The sequence below is a fragment of the Pantoea sp. S62 genome (assembly GCF_016658625.1).
In the GTDB taxonomy this organism is placed as follows: domain Bacteria; phylum Pseudomonadota; class Gammaproteobacteria; order Enterobacterales; family Enterobacteriaceae; genus Pantoea; species Pantoea vagans.
In genome coordinates this window covers 39,249-55,526 of record NZ_JACVVI010000004.1, presented here as the reverse complement: position 1 = coordinate 55,526, position 16,278 = coordinate 39,249, and the positions used below count along the sequence as shown (strand labels likewise).

The following is a 16,278-nucleotide window of genomic DNA, read 5'->3' as shown; positions in this document are numbered from 1 at the left end:
TCATCAGAAGATCAGGGGCGGATTCAGATCCGCCCCTGCTGTCAGAAAAGAGGGCGGTTAGTCGTCGCCGTTCAATCCTGCCCGATTCAACAGAAACTGCGACAGCATCGGCACCGGACGTCCGGTCGCGCCTTTGGCCTTGCCGGAACGCCAGGCGGTACCGGCGATATCCAGGTGCGCCCAGTTATATTTGCGGGCAAAGCGTGCCAGGAAGCAGGCGGCGGTAATCGCGCCACCTGGACGGCCACCGATGTTGCCCATATCGGCAAAGTTGGACTCCAGCTGCTCCTGGAACTCATCCGCCATCGGCAGACGCCAGGCGCGATCGCCCGACTGTTCCGAGGCGCTGATGAGCTCATGCGCCAGCGGATTGTGGTTCGACAGCAGGCCGCTGATGTGATGGCCCAGCGCAATCACACAGGCACCAGTCAGCGTTGCCACGTCAATCACTACTTCCGGGTCGAAGCGTTCCACGTAGGTCAGCGCATCGCACAGCACCAGACGGCCTTCGGCGTCGGTGTTCAGTACTTCAACCGTCTGGCCCGACATGGTGGTCAGCACGTCGCCCGGACGCATCGAGCGGCCATCCGGCATGTTTTCACAGCCCGCCAGCACGCCCACTACGTTCAGCGGCAGATTCAGCTCGGCCACCATCCGCATCACGCCATAGACGGCGGCCGCTCCGCACATGTCATATTTCATTTCGTCCATGCTGTCGGCAGGCTTGATAGAGATGCCGCCGGAGTCAAAGGTCAGTCCTTTGCCCACCAGCACAATCGGACGCGCTTCAGCATCCGGATTGCCTTTGTATTCAATCACCGACATCAGCGATTCGTTCTGCGAACCGGCACCGACGGCGAGATAGGCGTTCATGCCCAGCTCTTTCATCTGCTGTTCGCCGATCACGCGGGTTGTCACGTTTTTGCTGAAGGCATCGGCCAGCTGGCGCGCCTGCGACGCCAGATAGGCAGCGTTACAGATGTTTGGCGGCATATTGCCGAGATCTTTAGCCGCTTTCATACCGGCAGCGACCGCTAATCCGTGCTGGATCGCGCGTTCGCCGCTGGTCAGTTCACGGCGGGTCGGCACGTTAAACACCAGCTTGCGCAGCGGACGACGCGGCTCGGCTTTGTTACTTTTCAGCTGGTCGAAGTTATAGAGGGCCTCTTTTGAGGTCTCCACCGCCTGACGCACTTTCCAGTAAGTGTTGCGGCCTTTGACATGCAGCTCGGTCAGGAAGCAGACCGCTTCCATGGAGCCGGTGTCATTCAGCGTGTTAATGGTTTTCTGAATGACCTGCTTGTACTGGCGTTCATCCAGCTCACGCTCTTTACCGCAGCCAATCAGCAGAATACGCTCGGACAGGATATTTGGCACATGATGCAGCAGCAGTGTCTGGCCCACTTTTCCTTCCAGCTCGCCGCGGCGCAGCAGGGCGCTGATGTAGCCGTCGCTGATTTTATCCAGCTGCTCGGCAATCGGTGACAGACGACGCGGTTCGAAAACGCCAACGACAATGCAGGCACTGCGCTGTTTTTCCGGGCTTCCGCTTTTTACACTGAACTCCATGCACTCTCCTGAATCTTAAAGACAACGGCCGCTGCTGCCGCTAGAATGTAGCGCGCTCATGACCCATTTATTCATTGTCGCAGCATGACATTCTGCCGCTGGAGGTCATAATGAATCAGGGTGACAAGATGTTGTTTTTTCACCACCCGGACGCGTTTTTCATACAAATTTAGCTACGGCGACGGCCATTGATGAAGAAAAATGGCTGATAAGCGTTGAAACTAGCGATTTTCCTGCAAAAAGACAAGTTTTCACAGGCGTACTAAGCGTGATCATCATTAGATATCTGGTTCGGGAAACGCTCAAAAGCCAGCTGGCTATCCTGTTTATCCTGCTACTCATCTTCTTTTGCCAGAAGTTAGTCAGGATCCTGGGAGCCGCGGTGGATGGCGAAGTGCCGACAAACCTCGTTCTGACCTTGTTAGGACTCGGTGTGCCTCAAATGGCACAACTTATACTGCCCTTAAGTCTGTTTCTGGCGATCCTGATGACGCTGGGGCGTCTCTACACGGAAAGTGAAATTACCGTGATGCACGCCTGCGGCCTGAGTAAGGCCGTCCTGGTAAAAGCGGCGATGGTACTGATGCTGTTTACCTCGGTGGTGGCAGCGGTGAACGTCATCTGGCTGGGGCCATGGTCATCCCGCTATCAGGATGAGGTGACGCAGAACGCCAAAGCGAACCCAGGTGCTGCGGCGATGGCCGCCGGGCAGTTCCAGACCTCCAGCGACGGCAGCGCCGTGCTGTTTGTCGAGGATGTGAAGGGCAACAACTTTGGCAACGTATTCCTGGCGCAGTTACGGCCAAAAGGCAACGCGCGTCCTTCGGTGGTGCTGGCTGACAGCGGTCACATGGAGCAGCATAAAGATGGCTCGCAGGTGGTAACGCTGGATAAAGGCACCCGCTTTGAGGGCACCGCACTGCTGCGTGATTTCCGTATCACAGACTTCACCAACTATCAGGCGATCGTGGGCTATAAAGCGGCAACGCTCGATCCTAACGATGCCGAGCAGGCCAGCATGACCGACCTATTCGCGAATAAGACACCGGATTTCCAGGCCGAGCTGCACTGGCGTCTGACGCTGGTGTTTGCGGTGCTGGTGATGGCGCTGATGGTGGTGCCACTCAGCGTAGTGAACCCGCGTCAGGGTCGCGTACTGTCGATGCTGCCCGCCATGCTGCTCTATCTGATCTTCTTCCTGTTGCAGAGCTCGCTGAAGTCGAGCGGAGCGAAAGGGCGGCTCGATCCGGCGCTCTGGATGTGGGTGGTGAATATCAGCTATCTGGTGCTGGCGGTGCTGCTTAACCTGTGGGATACGGTGCCGATGCGTCGGATTCGCGCCCGCTTTACCCGCGGAGGGTCGGTCTGATGTTTCGCGTACTTGACCGCTATATCGGTAAAACCATCTTTAATACCATAATGCTGACGCTGTTCATGCTGGTGTCGCTTTCCGGCATCATCAAGTTCGTCGATCAGCTGCGTAAAACCGGCCAGGGTAGTTATAGCGCGCTGAGTGCCGGTTATTACACCCTGCTCAGCGTGCCGAAAGATATTGAGATTTTCTTCCCGATGGCGGCCCTGCTGGGTGCGCTGCTGGGATTGGGCGCGCTGGCGCAGCGCAGTGAGCTGGTGGTGATGCAGGCGGCGGGCTTTACCCGCATGCAGGTGGCGCTGTCCGTGATGAAAACGGCGATTCCGCTGGTGCTGCTGACCATGGCGATTGGTGAGTTTGTTGCGCCATCGGGCGAGCAGATGGCGCGTAACTATCGGGCGCAGCAGCTTTATGGCGGCGCACTGGTCTCAACGCAGAATGGTCTGTGGGCGAAAGATGGCAATAACTTCATCTATATTGAGCGCATCAAAGGCGACAATGAAATTGATGGTGTGAGCATCTATAACTTCAACGATCAGCGTCGTCTGCAGAGCGTGCGTTACGCGGCGACGGCGACCTGGGATGCGGCTAAAAAGCGCTGGATGCTGTCACAGGTCGATGAGTCAAACCTGACCGATCCGAAGCAGATTACCGGTTCACAGAGTCTGAGTGGCGAATGGAAAACCAATCTGACGCCAGACAAGCTGGGTGTGGTGGCGCTGGATCCTGACGCGTTGTCGATTCGCGGTCTGCATAGCTACAGCAAGTATCTGAAGCAGAGCGGTCAGGAAGCGGGACGTTATCAGCTGAATATGTGGAGCAAGATTTTCCAGCCGCTGTCCGTCGCGGTGATGATGCTGATGGCGCTGTCGTTTATCTTTGGTCCGCTGCGAAGCGTGTCGATGGGTGTGCGCGTCGTAACCGGTATCAGCTTCGGCTTCCTGTTCTACGTGCTGGACCAGATTTTCGGCCCGCTGAGTCTGGTTTACGGCCTGCCGCCGATTCTGGGGGCGATTCTGCCGAGCTTTGCGTTCTTTGCTATCAGCATGTTTATGTTGATTAAGCGGCGCTGACCGTCATCACGCAAATGGCCGCCTCTCAGGGCGGCCTTTTTTATGGCAGGCACTGTGCGTCAGTTTATTCGTCCAGCCGTCTGATGCATCTCTCCATTACCTCATCCAGTCGTTAATCAACGCACCATACAACACTTCCGCTTCCGCTAACCGGCTCAGCAGGCAGTATTCATCGGTCTGGTGCGCCATTGAAGGCTCGCCGGGACCGAGGATAATGCAGGGCGGCGAACCCAGCGCGGGTAACAACAGTGACGCATCTGTAAAGTAGGGCACAATGCGCGGTGTCAGCGGGGCGTCATGTAACGCCTGACAATGCTGATAAACAGAATGAATCCAGGCCTGATTGTCTTCGCTCAGCACCGCCGGCAGATCCACCAGCGTCGTCACCGTTACGCTGTCTCCCAGTAAGGTTGTCAGTTGCTGACGAATGGTGGCGTGCTGCAGATTGGGTGCGCTGCGGATATCCACGTCAAAATGTGTGCGATCGGGCACCGAGTTAATGTTCAGGCCGCCTGCAATGCGTCCGACGTTAATGGTCGGCTGCTTCATCAGCGGATGGGGTGCGCCAGGTGAGAAGTGCTGAATCTTTCCCAGTGCCTCCGCCGCCAGATAAATGGCATTGATGCCCAGTTCCGGCATTGCGCCATGGGCTGTTTTCCCGCGGGTTTCACAGCGTAGCCATAGTGCTCCTTTGTGGCCGATAACCGGATAGTTGGCGGTAGGCTCGCCGACAATCAATGCGCCAATATCGGGCAGGTCAGCGGTATCAATCAGCGCCCGCGCGCCGTCACAGCCCGTTTCCTCCCCGCCGGTGATCAACAGCACTACGCCGGAACCCTGCAGAATCGCCTGCTGATTCGTCACGCAGGCAACAGCAAACGCCGCGACAGCGGCCTTCATGTCACTCGATCCCCGCCCGTAAAGTCGGTCACCCACGATTTCACCGAAAGGATCGTACTGCCAGTCAGCATTGCCGAGCGGGACGGTATCCAGATGGCCGGTAAACGCCAGCTGCGGTCCGGGCTGACTGCCAGGCAGACTGGCAATCAGGTTCAGGCGATTTTCACCGAAGGAGGACAAGGTGACGTCAAATCCCTGTTCCACCAGCCAGTTCGCCAGAAAGTGCATGCAGGCCGCTTCATTGCCCGGTGGGTTAATGGTGTCAAAGCGCAGCAGCTGCTGCGCCAGCGTCTGGCTCTGGCTCATCATCCGCGCACCGTTAACCAGTCCAGACAGTTGATCCACAGCTGGCGATAACCCTGCCACCGGGCAAATTCCTGCGGCAGCCAGTGCGCAGACATATCGCTGGTCCAGACCAGTGAGCGGCCCTGCTGATACTCGCGCACCGCCAGTAGCGGATGTGACGTACCATCAATGGTTGCCAGCAATGTGCCTTCAGGGTGCATTTCTACTTCGTTATAACCCAGCAACCACGGCCATTCGTCTGGCATATCGGTGAACAGCGCGTGGGATTCCGTCACGCTGGGGTAAACGCCTTCGGGCGTTTCGATACGGTCATCCCAGGCCAGGCAGCGCACCGGCAGGACTTTCTCAACTGCCGTGTTGCGATAGCGCGCGCCGCCATTAATACCCTGAAAACTAAAGTAGCCGCCCACCATCATCAGCGCGCCGCCCGCGGCCACATAGTCGTGAATCAGCGTCAGACGGTTCGCCGTGCGCTGGCTCTTCAGCCAGGTATCCGGGTGCAGCAGCAATGTATTCGCGCCGATGTCGGAGAGAATGATCGCGTCCCACTGCTGAAGCCCGTCCGGTGTTAAAGGAAACTCGGTGGCAGCAGCATGGGCGGGCATGTAGGTAATGGCATAATCACTGTCGGCCAGCGCCGCCATAAAGTCGGTTGCGCCATTATGCCAGGTAGCGGTGGCAAACTGATCGAAGCCTTTGACGTGAACAGACGTGCTGGTCCAGGACTCGCCGACCAGTAAAATTTTCTTCTGCATTACGGTTCTCCCTTACCCACCAAAAACGCGCTGTGGGTTAGCAATCAGTAAGGTTTCAAGTTGTTCGCCGCTCACGCCGTGGCGTTTCAGACGCGGAACAAAATGTTTAAGGATGTAGCCATAGCCATGACCGCCGTAGCGGGTCAGCATGGTTTTCAGGAACACGTCCTGCGACAATAAAATCTGTTCAATAAAGCCGTCATCGATCAGCTCGCGAATAGCACGGGCATTCTCCTCATCGGACGGTGACTGTGCGGACTCGTCGGCATAGTAATAGCTCATGCCGATCATGTCGTACTCCAGAAAGGCTCCGCGCTGCGCGAGTTCGCGCTGGTAACGTTTGTCGGCGAAGCTGGGGTTCATGTGACACAGCACCACATGGCGCAGGTCTGCCCCTTCATCTTCAAGGATATCCAGCACCTGATGGCCTAATCGTGCCCAGCCGGGCAGGTGCACCTCAACCGGCACACGTGTCGCGGCACTGGCACGGCCCGCCGCCCGCAGGGATTTCTCCTCGTCGGGCGTAAAGCGGCTGGACACGCCAATCTCGCCAATCAGGCCAGCCAGCACCTCGGGTTTTTCCTCCCTGCCGCCGAGGTCGTAAATCAGCTTCTCAGTCAGGGCTTCGATGCTGATCGTTTTCACCCAATCCGGATGCGACGGTTCCAGATATAACCCGGTGCTCATGATGATATTCAGCCCGGTCAGGCGTGCGATGCGTTGCAGTGCTTTGGGATCGCGGCCAATGCCAATATTAGTGGGGTCCACCACGGTATCGCCGCCCAGCGCCCGGAACTTCATTAGCTCCTCAACCGCTAAATCGACATCAAACAGCTGGCAGTTATCGCGGCTGATGAGGGGATTAAGCGACAGCTCGCCCAGGTTTTCGATGCTGACGGGCAATTCCGCCAGATGACGATCGCTACAGCAGCAGGGCGGCACCCATTTGCCGGAGGCATCCAGCAAAATATGTTCGTGCATCAGCGTCACACCCATCTCACAGACAGGTAGCGGGCCGAGTACGGTCATCACATAGCCACTGTTAATGCCCAGCGGCAGGGGGGCAGGATGACGAAAAATCGAATGTTTCATCAGCTATCCTTTCGCCGCCGATCGCGTCGGGTTGAGAATGCGGGTGTTCAGCCAGATCGCCAGCAGAATAATCGTACCGGTGGCGATCTGCGTGTAAAACGGGGAGATATGCGACAAAATCAGGCCGTTCTGGATGATGGCAATCGACAGCGCGCCTAACAGCGTGCCAATAACGGTGCCGAAGCCGCCGAACAGACTGGTACTGCCCAGCACCACCGCAGCGATCACCTGCAACTCAAAGCCTTCGCCCTGATTAGAGGATCCGCTGCCGAGACGGGCGGTGATGATCATGCCCGCCAGCGCTGCCGCCATGCCGCTGAGGATGTAGACCTTCATGGTCACAGCTTTGGTGTTAATCCCGCTGCGGCGTGCGCCTTCCACATTCGCGCCAATTGCCGTGACATAACGACCAAAACGCATATGGTTCAGCACGATATGGCCGACCACCAGCACCACAATGCCAATCAGTGCGGGCATCGGAACGCCCAGCACCCAGGCGCGTCCCATAAAGGCGAACAGGCTGTCGGCAGGGATAGGAATGGAGTAACCCTGGGTGACCAGCAGCGCCACGCCGCGCACCACCGCCAGCGTCGCCAGCGTGACGATAAAGGCCGGGATGCCTTCGTAAGCAATAAAGAAGCCGTTGATGGCACCGACCAGCGCGCCCAGCAGCAGACCGCCCAGCAACACCACCGGCCAGGGCAGGCCCCAGTTATTCAGGGCGATAGCGGACAGCGCGCCGACCAGCGCCAGTGTCGATCCCACCGAAAGATCAATCCCACCGGTGGTGATCACCAGCGTCATCGCTGTGGCGACGATCAGCAGCGGCGCACTCTGACGAATGATATTCAGCCAGTTCGCGCTGCTGAGAAAGTTGCCGGTGATCAGGGAAAACACCACGCAGCAGAAAACGAAAAACAGCGCGATGCTGACCACGCCAGAGTGGTTGTGCAGAAGGCGACGCGGCAGCGAGTGCTGTGCCATACGGGAACTGCTCAGATTCATAATAGTCATCCTGTTACCTCGCTCAGTGCGCTGCGGCCGAGCGGGCGACAAATTTCTCACCCACGATCAAATTGACGATCTCGGTCAGATCCGTTTCGGCCACCCGGCGTTCCGCCACGTTAGTGCCTTCGTACATCACCATGATGCGATCGCAGACCAGGAACAGATCCTGCAGGCGATGCGTGATCAGGATGACACTCACGCCACGTGCCGATACCCGCCGGATCAGCTCCAGCACCGCCTCTACTTCGGCGACGGCCAGCGCGGCGGTGGGTTCATCCATGATCAGCACTTTGGGATCGAAGGCGGCGGCGCGCGCAATGGCAATCGCCTGGCGCTGTCCGCCGGATAAATTGCGCACCAGCAATCGTGTGTCCGGAATAGAAATCCCCAGTCCCTTCAGCATCTCCCGTGCGTCAGCGTGCATTTTCTCTTCATCCAGAAACGGAATGCCGAGAATCGATTTCATCGGCTCACGTCCCATAAACAGATTGCCTGCCACATCGACGGTGTCGCACAGCGACAAATCCTGATAAACCATCTCGATATGGCAGCGGCGTGAATCCGCCGGGTTGCTGAAATGCTGAGCCTCACCATCAATACGAATCGTGCCGCTGGTCGGTACGACTGCACCTGACAGCACCTTGGTCAGGGTGGATTTCCCCGCACCGTTGTCGCCCACCAGGCCCAGTACTTCACCCGGCGCCAGTTGCAGATTGACGCCGCGCAGAGACCGTATCGCGCCATAGGTCTTGGTAATATTCACCATCTCTACCCGAGTCCGGGCAGTTTGTGCTTGCTGCATGTGATTACTCCCATCACCATTAACGGGACCGTTACTCTGTATGCAAAAAAGGGTTATCCGGCACGGTTTATGCCCATGTAAACCGGTTTACCTGCAGAATAAAACCTTTGTCACAACACACAGAACAACACGCTACAACGATATTTGTTTGCCGGGTAAGACATTGCAGCTTCCGTGCCAGCCTGTGAACAGGCGCTACACTCGCGGTCTAACCTTTTGTAATGAAGAACATTTAAATGTTAACTTCAGGTAAACCGGTTTACTTACTATAATGCTGAGAAATTAAAAAGCGCGTTATTTGCGCTAAAACTGTGCGCTTTTGCGCCATTTCGGGACGTTGTTAACACATTTGTATTGAATCGCGCGCCACCCATTCCACTGGCAGACGGGTTTCGGCGGGGACGGGGAGGTCGTCATTCAGAATGCGCAGCATGATCTCTACCGCCGTGCGGCCCAGTTCACGGGCGGGCTGGCGGATGGTTGAAATACGGGGTTGGGTAAAGTCAGCATAGGTCGCGTCATCAAAGCCGACCAGCGACAGCGCGTCGGGCGCGTTGAGTCCACGCGCGCGCAGGCCATCCATCAATCCCAGCACGAGAAAATCGCTCGCGGCAAAGACGGCAGTAGGGCGTTTAGCGCGGCTAAACAGTTGTTCCAGCGCCTGTTTACCGAACTCACGCTGGTATTCGCCGTACATCACCCATTCGGGCGGGATACACAGGCCAGCCTGCTCCATAGCGGTGCAAAACCCCTGGAAGCGTTCGCGCACACTCATCAGTTCGTCCGGACCGCCGACAAAGGCGATATGCCGGTGACCCGCAGCGATCAGCTTTTCGGTAGCAATCCGGCCACCCTGAACGTTATCGACAAACACCTTGGGCACTTCGCTGCCAGGAATGTCCTCATCCAGCAGCACGATGCGCTGGTGGCGGTTAATTTCTTTGCACAACAGGCCGTTATCAGGATGGTTGGTGGTAAACAGCAGGCCGTCTACCTGGCAGGTATCCAGCCAGCGGATAAACTGGCTCTCTTTGTCTGGATGGTTGCGGGTAATACACAGCACCAGGCTGTAGCCATGGGCAGAGGCGGCTTCTTCGGCGGCATCTGCCAGTTCGGCAAAGAAGGGATTGGTAATATCAGGCAGCACTAGCCCCAGGGTTTCACTACCGCCCTTACTCAGGCGGCGTGCCAGGCTGTTACCGCGATAATCCAGTTGACGAATCGCCGCTTCGATACGGTTAATCGTCTCCTGCGGCAGCATAATGCTTTGATTCATATAGCGGGATACGGTCGCTTTAGACAGTCCAGCCAGCGCTGCGACATCGGATAACAGCACCCGTTTTTTACTCATATCACCTGCCATCTTGCCCGGAATCGGCTCTCAGTTAACACCGTTGCGCGCAGCGAATACAGTTTTTCCCTGCCCGCTGACGATAAAATAATCGCTTGACAAAATTTAGCCAAAAGCGAATGTTAAAGGCAGTTTACCGCATTACCCGGGAGTCACTCCCAAACCCGATTAATCCCTTTCACACGTGCACCATAATGGACGGTGTGCAGAAAGTCGATTATTCAGGTTCTGGCTCAAGCAGCCATTCAGACGATATTTGCCCGCCAACACTATTCCCTCTGCATTTCGATGCGGAGATCAACTGGTTATCGCTCATTCCCGACGAGGAATTTTAAGATGATGGCATTTAACACCAGAAAACTGCGTGCTGTTGCGCTGGCAACCGGCTTACTGTCTGCGGGTTCTTTATTTTCACTGGCGCAGGCCGCTCCCACTTATGCGCTGGTTCAGATTAATCAGCAGGCCCTGTTTTTTAATCAGATGAATAAGGGCGCCCAGGACGCAGCAAACGCCAGCGGTAAAAAGTTAGTGATCTTTAACGCCAACGATAATCCTGTGTCGCAAAACGATGCGATCGAAAATTATATTCAACAGGGCGTGAAGGGTATTTTGGTGGATGCGATTGACGTCAACGGCATTATGCCAGCCATAAAAGAAGCGGCCGCCGCTAAAATACCGGTGATTGCGATTGATGCGGTATTACCGGCGGGCCCTCAGGCGGCGCAGGTGGGCGTGGATAATCTGGAAGGCGGCAAAATTATCGGTAAATATTTTGTCGACTACGTGGCGAAAAGTATGGGCGGCAAAGCGCGACTGGGCATTGTGGGCGCGCTGAATTCAGCCGTGCAGAACCAGCGTCAGAAAGGGTTTGAAGACACCATTAAGAGCAATCCGGGCATCACCGTGGCAGACGTGGTTGATGGCCAGAACGTGCAGGATACCGCAATGACGGCGGCAGAAAACCTGATGACCGGTAACCCGGATTTAACCGCTATCTATGCGACCGGTGAACCGGCACTCCTGGGGGCGATTGCTGCTGTTGAAAACCAGGGCCGTCAGAAGGAGATCAAAGTCTTTGGCTGGGATCTGACGTCAAAAGCCATTAGCGGAATTGATGGCGGTTATGTCGAGGCCGTGCTGCAGCAGGATCCGAAAAAGATGGGTGAAGAGGCGGTTAAGGCCCTGAACGCGCTTACGTCGGGCAAAACCGTGTCAAAAACCATTCTGGTGCCGGCCACGGTGGTCACCAAAGCCAATGTGGACAGCTACCGCGCGATATTTAAGTAATCGCTGACTCGCCGCCTGTCTGGAGCAGCGCGGCGAGTTCCTCTGCGGTGGGGAAGGCCTGAAGTGTCCCATGACGGCTGACGGTCAGCGCAGCAGCCTGACTGGCATGAGTCAGTGCCAGGGTATCAATTTCACCCCCACGCAGGAGTGCGGACGCCAGCATCACGGCCAGAAAGGTATCACCTGCGCCGGTAGTATCGACGGCATTGGCGGGTTGTGCCGGGTAAAAGGTTCGCTGGTCACCCTGCGTCAGCCAGGCACCGGCGCTGCCGAATGTGGTCACTAACGTTTTCACTACGCGGGGCTGCAGCTGTTGGGCTTCGTGCTGATTGACCACCGCAATATCCACCAGCGGCCAGCATGCGCTGAACCCTGCGTGCACTGGCGAGGGGTTAAATACGGTGATCAGGTCGTGGGATTTGGCCAGGCTGAACAGCGCATAGGTTTTATCGGGCGAGAAATTGCCCTGCTGCACCAGCAGATCGCCCGGACGCGAGCTGGCAAGATGGTGCTTAAGCGTATCGATGTCCAGCGCATCTGCCGCCGTTGTACTGGTAATAATGGCGTTATCGCCATCGGCGCTGTGCAGAATAAGCGAGGTATCACTCAACGCAGTCATGGGCTGCGTGGGCAATAACGTCACGGGCTCGTTCATGAGCTGCTGGCGGATCCATTTTCCATTGCTGTCATAACCGGTCGCGGCAATTAAATACGTTTCAATGCCGCAACGGGATAAAAGTATCGCCTGATTCGCGCCTTTACCGCCGATATCCTGCGAACGTTGATAACCGTGAACAGAGGCGCCCTTAGCCGGAATATCAGTCACAGACCAGGTTTCATCGACAGTAATATTACCAGCCACATAAACACGCATAGTGTTTTCCTGAACAGGATAAAGAAGCGATGGTTGCTATATCAGCAGAAAAAATTGATGCAATACAAGCGATATTTTCACGCCCTAAAGCAGTTATTGGCGTCATTCACTGTGACCCTTTTCCGGGGTCACCAAAATATCGCGGCAAACCTGTCAGCGCGATAATTGATCGTGCGTTACGTGATGCGGAAAACTATATTCTTGGCGGCGTTCATGGCCTGATTGTGGAAAATCATGGCGATATTCCTTTTTCAAAACCTGAGGATATTGGCCCGGAAACGCCGGCGCTGATGGCGGTAATTACGGAAAAAGTGCGGGAGCGTTTCGGCGTGCCGCTGGGCATTAACGTGCTGGCGAACGCAGCCTTACCTGCTTTTGCCACCGCGCTGGCGGGCGGGGCGGATTTTATCCGCGTCAATCAATGGGCCAATGCGTATATCGCCAATGAAGGCTTTATTGAAGGGGCCGCGGCAAAAGCGCTGCGCTACCGAAGCCAGCTTCGCGCCGAACATATCCGGGTGTTCGCCGACAGCCACGTTAAACACGGCAGCCATGCGATAGTGGCCGATCGCTCCATTCAGGAGCTGACCCGCGATGTCGATTTCTTCGAAGCGGATGCGGTTATCGCCACCGGACAACGTACCGGTGACAGCGCCACGCTGGAGGAAATCGACGAGATCCGCGCCGCCACCACTTTGCCGCTGCTGGTGGGATCGGGCGTGACGCCTGCCAACATCTGCCAGATTCTGGAACGCACGCAGGCTGTCATTGTTGCCAGCGCGCTCAAAGTCGATGGCGTCTGGTGGAACGATGTGGATCGGGACAGGGTAAAACATTTTATGGCGGTGGCGCAGGCTGCGCTGGATCAGGCGTAGCTGCCGTTTAGCACCTGACGCAGGCAACAGAAAATCCCATAGATGAGGCGACGTTTTTTGTTCAGGTGAGAACGGTGGAGTGTGGCGGCCACCGTGCTACACCAGGTTCAGATCAGCCAGCTTTTCACCACCGGCAGCACGGCGGGCAACTGCGACAACAGATAGAGAATGAGCCCGATGGTGCCGCCGACCAGCGTGCCGTTGATACGGATAAACTGCAGGTCTTTGCCGATATTGAGTTCGATCTGCTGCGACATGTCGCGCGCATCCCAGCTCTTCACGGTGTCGCTGATGTGACGCGTCAGGAAGCTGGCAAACTCCGGCGCAACGCTGCGCGCCGCCTGTTCCAGATGCTGGTTCATGGAGTCACGCAGCGCCGGATCGGCCGCCAGGGTTTCGCCCAGCCACAGGGCCGCACCGCGCACTTTCTCCTGCACCCGCGAATCCTCACTGCTCAGATCCGCCTTGAGCCAGTTACGCATATCATTCCACAGCTCGCCGATGTAGCGATTGAACGAGGCATCCTCTTTCAGCCAGCCCTTAATTTCTTCGGCGCGCTCGGCCATTTCCGGGTCGGTCTGCAGCTTAACGATCAGTTTATCAACTGCCCGGTTGAAGCCGATGCGCAGCTCATGGCCCTGATCCAGCGCCACATCATCCAGCAGAGAATCGACCGCGTTCGCCACCAGCTCGGCGCTGTGTTCGCCCAGCCATTCGGTCGGCAACATTTTGGCTTTGATGGGATGCTCGCGTTTCAGCCAGCGCACCAGCTGCATCGCAATAAACTCGCGGGTACTGGGTTTATGCAGCAGCTTCAGCAGCTGTTCAATGGCCGCATCCAGCAGCGCCTGATGACGGTTATTTTTGGTGAGGCTCTCCAGCACCATAGCGCTGGTCTGGGTGAGATCGACCTTGTCGATGGCGCGATGCACCGCGCGGCGCATAAAGGTCTGAATTCGTGCGTCATCGGTCAGATCAAGGAAGCCGCGCATCACCTGCAGCAAATGGCGGCCAACGCGGTCGGCATTGCCCGGCGCATTCAGCCATTGTGCCAGCAGGTTTGAAGGATCGTGACGGCGAATCAGATTCAGCAGAGAGTCGGTATCAAGAAACTTCTCCTGCACAAAGCGCCCGAGGTTTTCACCGATACGATCTTTATTGCGTGGAATGATGGCGGTATGGCGCGAGATAAAAGGCACCGGCACGCGCCGGAACAGCGCCACCACGGCAAACCAGTCCGCCAGTGCGCCGACCATCGCGGCCTCCGCAATCGCTTTGACGCCGCTGACCCAGAAGCCGGGCGGCAGGAAAAGGGTGACAACAAAGGTGGCGACGGCGAGCAGCAGCAACAGCAGCGCCAGGCGTTTCATCCGTTTCAGTTCGTAGTGTTTATCCATAACCTGATCTTAGCAGAGAGCGCGGTTCATCGGCGACGGCCACCCAGCAGGCTGCCGAGCACCCCACGGATGATCTGACTGGTGATCTGGCGGGTGGCGCTTTTCGCCATGGTCTGGACCACGCCATCGTGTTTGCCGCCGCGCGGGCCGGTATGACCAAACAGGATCTCTTTCAGACCACCGAGAATGCCATTATCGACCGCGACAGCGTCGCCTTTGGCCGGGGGTGCACTCGCCTCATCGCTGGCGGCCTGAAAGCCTTTTTGCAGCTTTTCAAACGCCGATTCGCGATCGATTTCGGTGTCATATTTGCCATAAAGCGGCGAATGGTTGATCAGGCCGTTACGCTCATCGCCGGTGACCGGACCCATGCGCGAGCCTGGCGCAATGACCATGGCGCGTTCTACTACCGACGGGCTGCCTTTGGCATCCAGGAAAGAGATAAGTGCTTCGCCGGTGCCCAGCGCCTGAATCGCTTCCACGCTGTCAAACGCCGGATTGGCGCGCAGCGTATCGGCGGCCGTTTTCACCGCTTTCTGATCTTTCGGGGTGAAAGCACGCAGGGCGTGCTGGACGCGGTTGCCGAGCTGGCCCAGCACCCGGTCGGGAATATCTGCCGGGTTCTGAGTGACGAACCAGACGCCAACGCCTTTGGAACGGATCAGCCGCATCACCTGCTCGATTTTCTCCAGCAGCACGGCTGGCGCGTCGGTAAACAGCAGGTGCGCCTCATCAAAGAAAAACACCAGCTTTGGCTGATCGAGATCGCCCGCTTCCGGCAGATGCTCGTAAAGCTCCGACAGCAGCCACAGCAGGCTGGTGGCGTAGAGTTTTGGCATCTGGTAGAGCTTCTCTGCGGAGAGGATGTTGATGACGCCTTTGCCGTTGCTGTCGACGCGCATCCAGTCGGCGATATCCAGCATCGGCTCACCAAAGAAGTGTTCCGCACCCTGCTGCTCCAGCGTCAGTAATCCGCGCTGAATCGCGCCGACCGAGGCGCTGTTGATATTGCCGTAATGGGTCTGGAAGTTTTTGGCGTTGTCACCGATATATTGCGTCATGGCGCGCAGATCTTTGAAGTCCAGCAGCAGCAGGCCCTGGTCATCGGCGATGCGGAAAATAATCTGCAGCACGCCGCTCTGGACTTCATTCAGGTTCAGCAGCCGTGCCAGCAGTAATGGACCGAGATCGGAGACGGTGGCGCGCACCGGATGGCCTTTCTCGCCAAAGATATCCCACAGCACTACCGGATTGCTCTGCGGCTGCCAGTCGGTGACGCCGATTTTCGCCAGCCTCTCCTGCAGCTTTTCGCTGAACTGGCCCGCCATCGCCACGCCGGTTAAATCGCCTTTGACGTCAGCCATAAAGACCGGTACGCCACTCGCAGAGAACGATTCGGCCAGCTTCTGCAGCGTCACGGTTTTCCCGGTGCCGGTCGCACCGGTAATTAAACCGTGACGGTTGGCCATTTGCGGTAACAGATGAAGTTCGACGTCTGGCGTACGGGCAATCAGTAGCGGGGAAGTCATAGTTTTCCACTCTCAGTCAAAGGATTATGCCTGAAGGATAGCAAGCGGAGCATAGACAGGAGGAGAACAATTCGTCAAAAACGCGGCC

General features: G+C 56.9%; 14 protein-coding genes. 4 read left to right on the top strand and 10 right to left on the bottom strand.

All coding sequences use genetic code 11. From position 1 onward, the window contains the following. Positions 1-57 precede the first annotated feature (57 nt). Positions 58-1,569 carry a leucyl aminopeptidase gene (gene pepA / locus IBT54_RS07895; RefSeq protein WP_009092357.1) on the bottom strand — a complete coding sequence of 504 codons (1,512 nt, stop codon included), beginning with the start codon at positions 1,567-1,569 and terminating at the stop codon, positions 58-60. 268 nt (positions 1,570-1,837) lie between these two features. Here pepA and lptF point away from each other — a divergent pair, with 268 nt between their 5' ends. Then, positions 1,838-2,938 carry an LPS export ABC transporter permease LptF gene (gene lptF, locus IBT54_RS07890; protein ID WP_033731353.1) on the top strand — a complete coding sequence of 367 codons (1,101 nt, stop codon included), beginning with the start codon at positions 1,838-1,840 and terminating at the stop codon, positions 2,936-2,938. Then, positions 2,938-4,014, top strand: a complete 1,077-nt coding sequence (lptG, locus tag IBT54_RS07885; protein WP_033781702.1) for an LPS export ABC transporter permease LptG — start codon at positions 2,938-2,940, stop codon at positions 4,012-4,014. Before lptF ends, lptG begins: the two co-directional genes overlap by 1 nt. Before the next feature lie 96 nt (positions 4,015-4,110). Here the strand turns inward: lptG and IBT54_RS07880 are convergent, their stop codons facing one another. The 6 genes from IBT54_RS07880 to IBT54_RS07855 form a co-directional block, all read right to left on the bottom strand. Next, the gene (locus tag IBT54_RS07880) at positions 4,111-5,220 is read right to left on the bottom strand and encodes a M20 family metallopeptidase (RefSeq protein WP_201252040.1); all 1,110 of its coding nucleotides are present in this window, start codon (positions 5,218-5,220) and stop codon (positions 4,111-4,113) included. Then, positions 5,220-5,975: a glutamine amidotransferase gene (locus IBT54_RS07875; RefSeq protein ID WP_013359950.1), complete on the bottom strand. Its 756-nt coding sequence runs from the start codon at positions 5,973-5,975 to the stop codon at positions 5,220-5,222. The genes IBT54_RS07880 and IBT54_RS07875 overlap by 1 nt, the downstream gene beginning before the upstream one ends. Positions 5,976-5,987: 12 nt before the next feature. Beyond that, positions 5,988-7,067, bottom strand: coding sequence for a phosphotriesterase (locus IBT54_RS07870; protein ID WP_201251973.1), 1,080 nt, complete (start codon positions 7,065-7,067; stop codon positions 5,988-5,990). A gap of 3 nt (positions 7,068-7,070) precedes the next feature. Further along, positions 7,071-8,072 carry an ABC transporter permease gene (locus IBT54_RS07865; RefSeq protein WP_195857411.1) on the bottom strand — a complete coding sequence of 334 codons (1,002 nt, stop codon included), beginning with the start codon at positions 8,070-8,072 and terminating at the stop codon, positions 7,071-7,073. Positions 8,073-8,094: 22 nt separating this feature from the next. After that, positions 8,095-8,841, bottom strand: a complete 747-nt coding sequence (locus IBT54_RS07860) for an ATP-binding cassette domain-containing protein (protein WP_162470140.1) — start codon at positions 8,839-8,841, stop codon at positions 8,095-8,097. A 376-nt stretch (positions 8,842-9,217) separates the two neighbouring features. Then, positions 9,218-10,240, bottom strand: coding sequence for a LacI family DNA-binding transcriptional regulator (locus IBT54_RS07855; protein ID WP_033781712.1), 1,023 nt, complete (start codon positions 10,238-10,240; stop codon positions 9,218-9,220). A gap of 324 nt (positions 10,241-10,564) precedes the next feature. On the opposite strand from IBT54_RS07855, the gene IBT54_RS07850 reads away from it, so the two are divergent. Further along, a complete protein-coding gene (locus IBT54_RS07850; RefSeq protein WP_061061485.1) occupies positions 10,565-11,515 on the top strand; it encodes a substrate-binding domain-containing protein in 951 nt (316 codons plus the stop codon). On the opposite strand, the gene IBT54_RS07845 is transcribed toward IBT54_RS07850, so the two are convergent. Next, positions 11,508-12,389, bottom strand: a complete 882-nt coding sequence (locus tag IBT54_RS07845) for a ribokinase (RefSeq protein WP_147789332.1) — start codon at positions 12,387-12,389, stop codon at positions 11,508-11,510. The two genes, IBT54_RS07850 and IBT54_RS07845, sit on opposite strands and share 8 nt — an antisense overlap. Positions 12,390-12,418: 29 nt before the next feature. On the opposite strand from IBT54_RS07845, the gene IBT54_RS07840 reads away from it, so the two are divergent. Then, entirely contained in the window at positions 12,419-13,264 is an 846-nt protein-coding gene (locus IBT54_RS07840; RefSeq protein ID WP_201251972.1) for a BtpA/SgcQ family protein, read from the top strand. 107 nt (positions 13,265-13,371) lie between these two features. Here the strand turns inward: IBT54_RS07840 and IBT54_RS07835 are convergent, their stop codons facing one another. Then, complete coding sequence (locus IBT54_RS07835; RefSeq protein ID WP_095706287.1) at positions 13,372-14,661, bottom strand: DUF445 domain-containing protein; 1,290 nt, start codon at positions 14,659-14,661, stop codon at positions 13,372-13,374. 26 nt (positions 14,662-14,687) lie between these two features. After that, the gene (locus IBT54_RS07830; RefSeq protein WP_201251971.1) at positions 14,688-16,190 is read right to left on the bottom strand and encodes a helicase HerA-like C-terminal domain-containing protein; all 1,503 of its coding nucleotides are present in this window, start codon (positions 16,188-16,190) and stop codon (positions 14,688-14,690) included. Positions 16,191-16,278 lie beyond the last annotated feature (88 nt).

Excerpts from the sequence above, each read along its gene's own strand:
- pepA (WP_009092357.1), bottom strand. The coding sequence starts at position 1,569 with ATGGAGTTCAGTGTAAAAAGCGGAAGCCCGGAAAAACAGCGCAGTGCC.
- lptG (WP_033781702.1), top strand. The coding sequence starts at position 2,938 with ATGTTTCGCGTACTTGACCGCTATATCGGTAAAACCATCTTTAATACC.
- IBT54_RS07880 (WP_201252040.1), bottom strand. The coding sequence starts at position 5,220 with ATGAGCCAGAGCCAGACGCTGGCGCAGCAGCTGCTGCGCTTTGACACC.
- IBT54_RS07875 (WP_013359950.1), bottom strand. The coding sequence starts at position 5,975 with ATGCAGAAGAAAATTTTACTGGTCGGCGAGTCCTGGACCAGCACGTCT.
- IBT54_RS07870 (WP_201251973.1), bottom strand. The coding sequence starts at position 7,067 with ATGAAACATTCGATTTTTCGTCATCCTGCCCCCCTGCCGCTGGGCATT.
- IBT54_RS07865 (WP_195857411.1), bottom strand. The coding sequence starts at position 8,072 with ATGAATCTGAGCAGTTCCCGTATGGCACAGCACTCGCTGCCGCGTCGC.
- IBT54_RS07860 (WP_162470140.1), bottom strand. The coding sequence starts at position 8,841 with ATGGTGAATATTACCAAGACCTATGGCGCGATACGGTCTCTGCGCGGC.
- IBT54_RS07855 (WP_033781712.1), bottom strand. The coding sequence starts at position 10,240 with ATGGCAGGTGATATGAGTAAAAAACGGGTGCTGTTATCCGATGTCGCA.
- IBT54_RS07850 (WP_061061485.1), top strand. The coding sequence starts at position 10,565 with ATGATGGCATTTAACACCAGAAAACTGCGTGCTGTTGCGCTGGCAACC.
- IBT54_RS07845 (WP_147789332.1), bottom strand. The coding sequence starts at position 12,389 with ATGCGTGTTTATGTGGCTGGTAATATTACTGTCGATGAAACCTGGTCT.
- IBT54_RS07840 (WP_201251972.1), top strand. The coding sequence starts at position 12,419 with ATGGTTGCTATATCAGCAGAAAAAATTGATGCAATACAAGCGATATTT.
- IBT54_RS07835 (WP_095706287.1), bottom strand. The coding sequence starts at position 14,661 with ATGGATAAACACTACGAACTGAAACGGATGAAACGCCTGGCGCTGCTG.
- IBT54_RS07830 (WP_201251971.1), bottom strand. The coding sequence starts at position 16,190 with ATGACTTCCCCGCTACTGATTGCCCGTACGCCAGACGTCGAACTTCAT.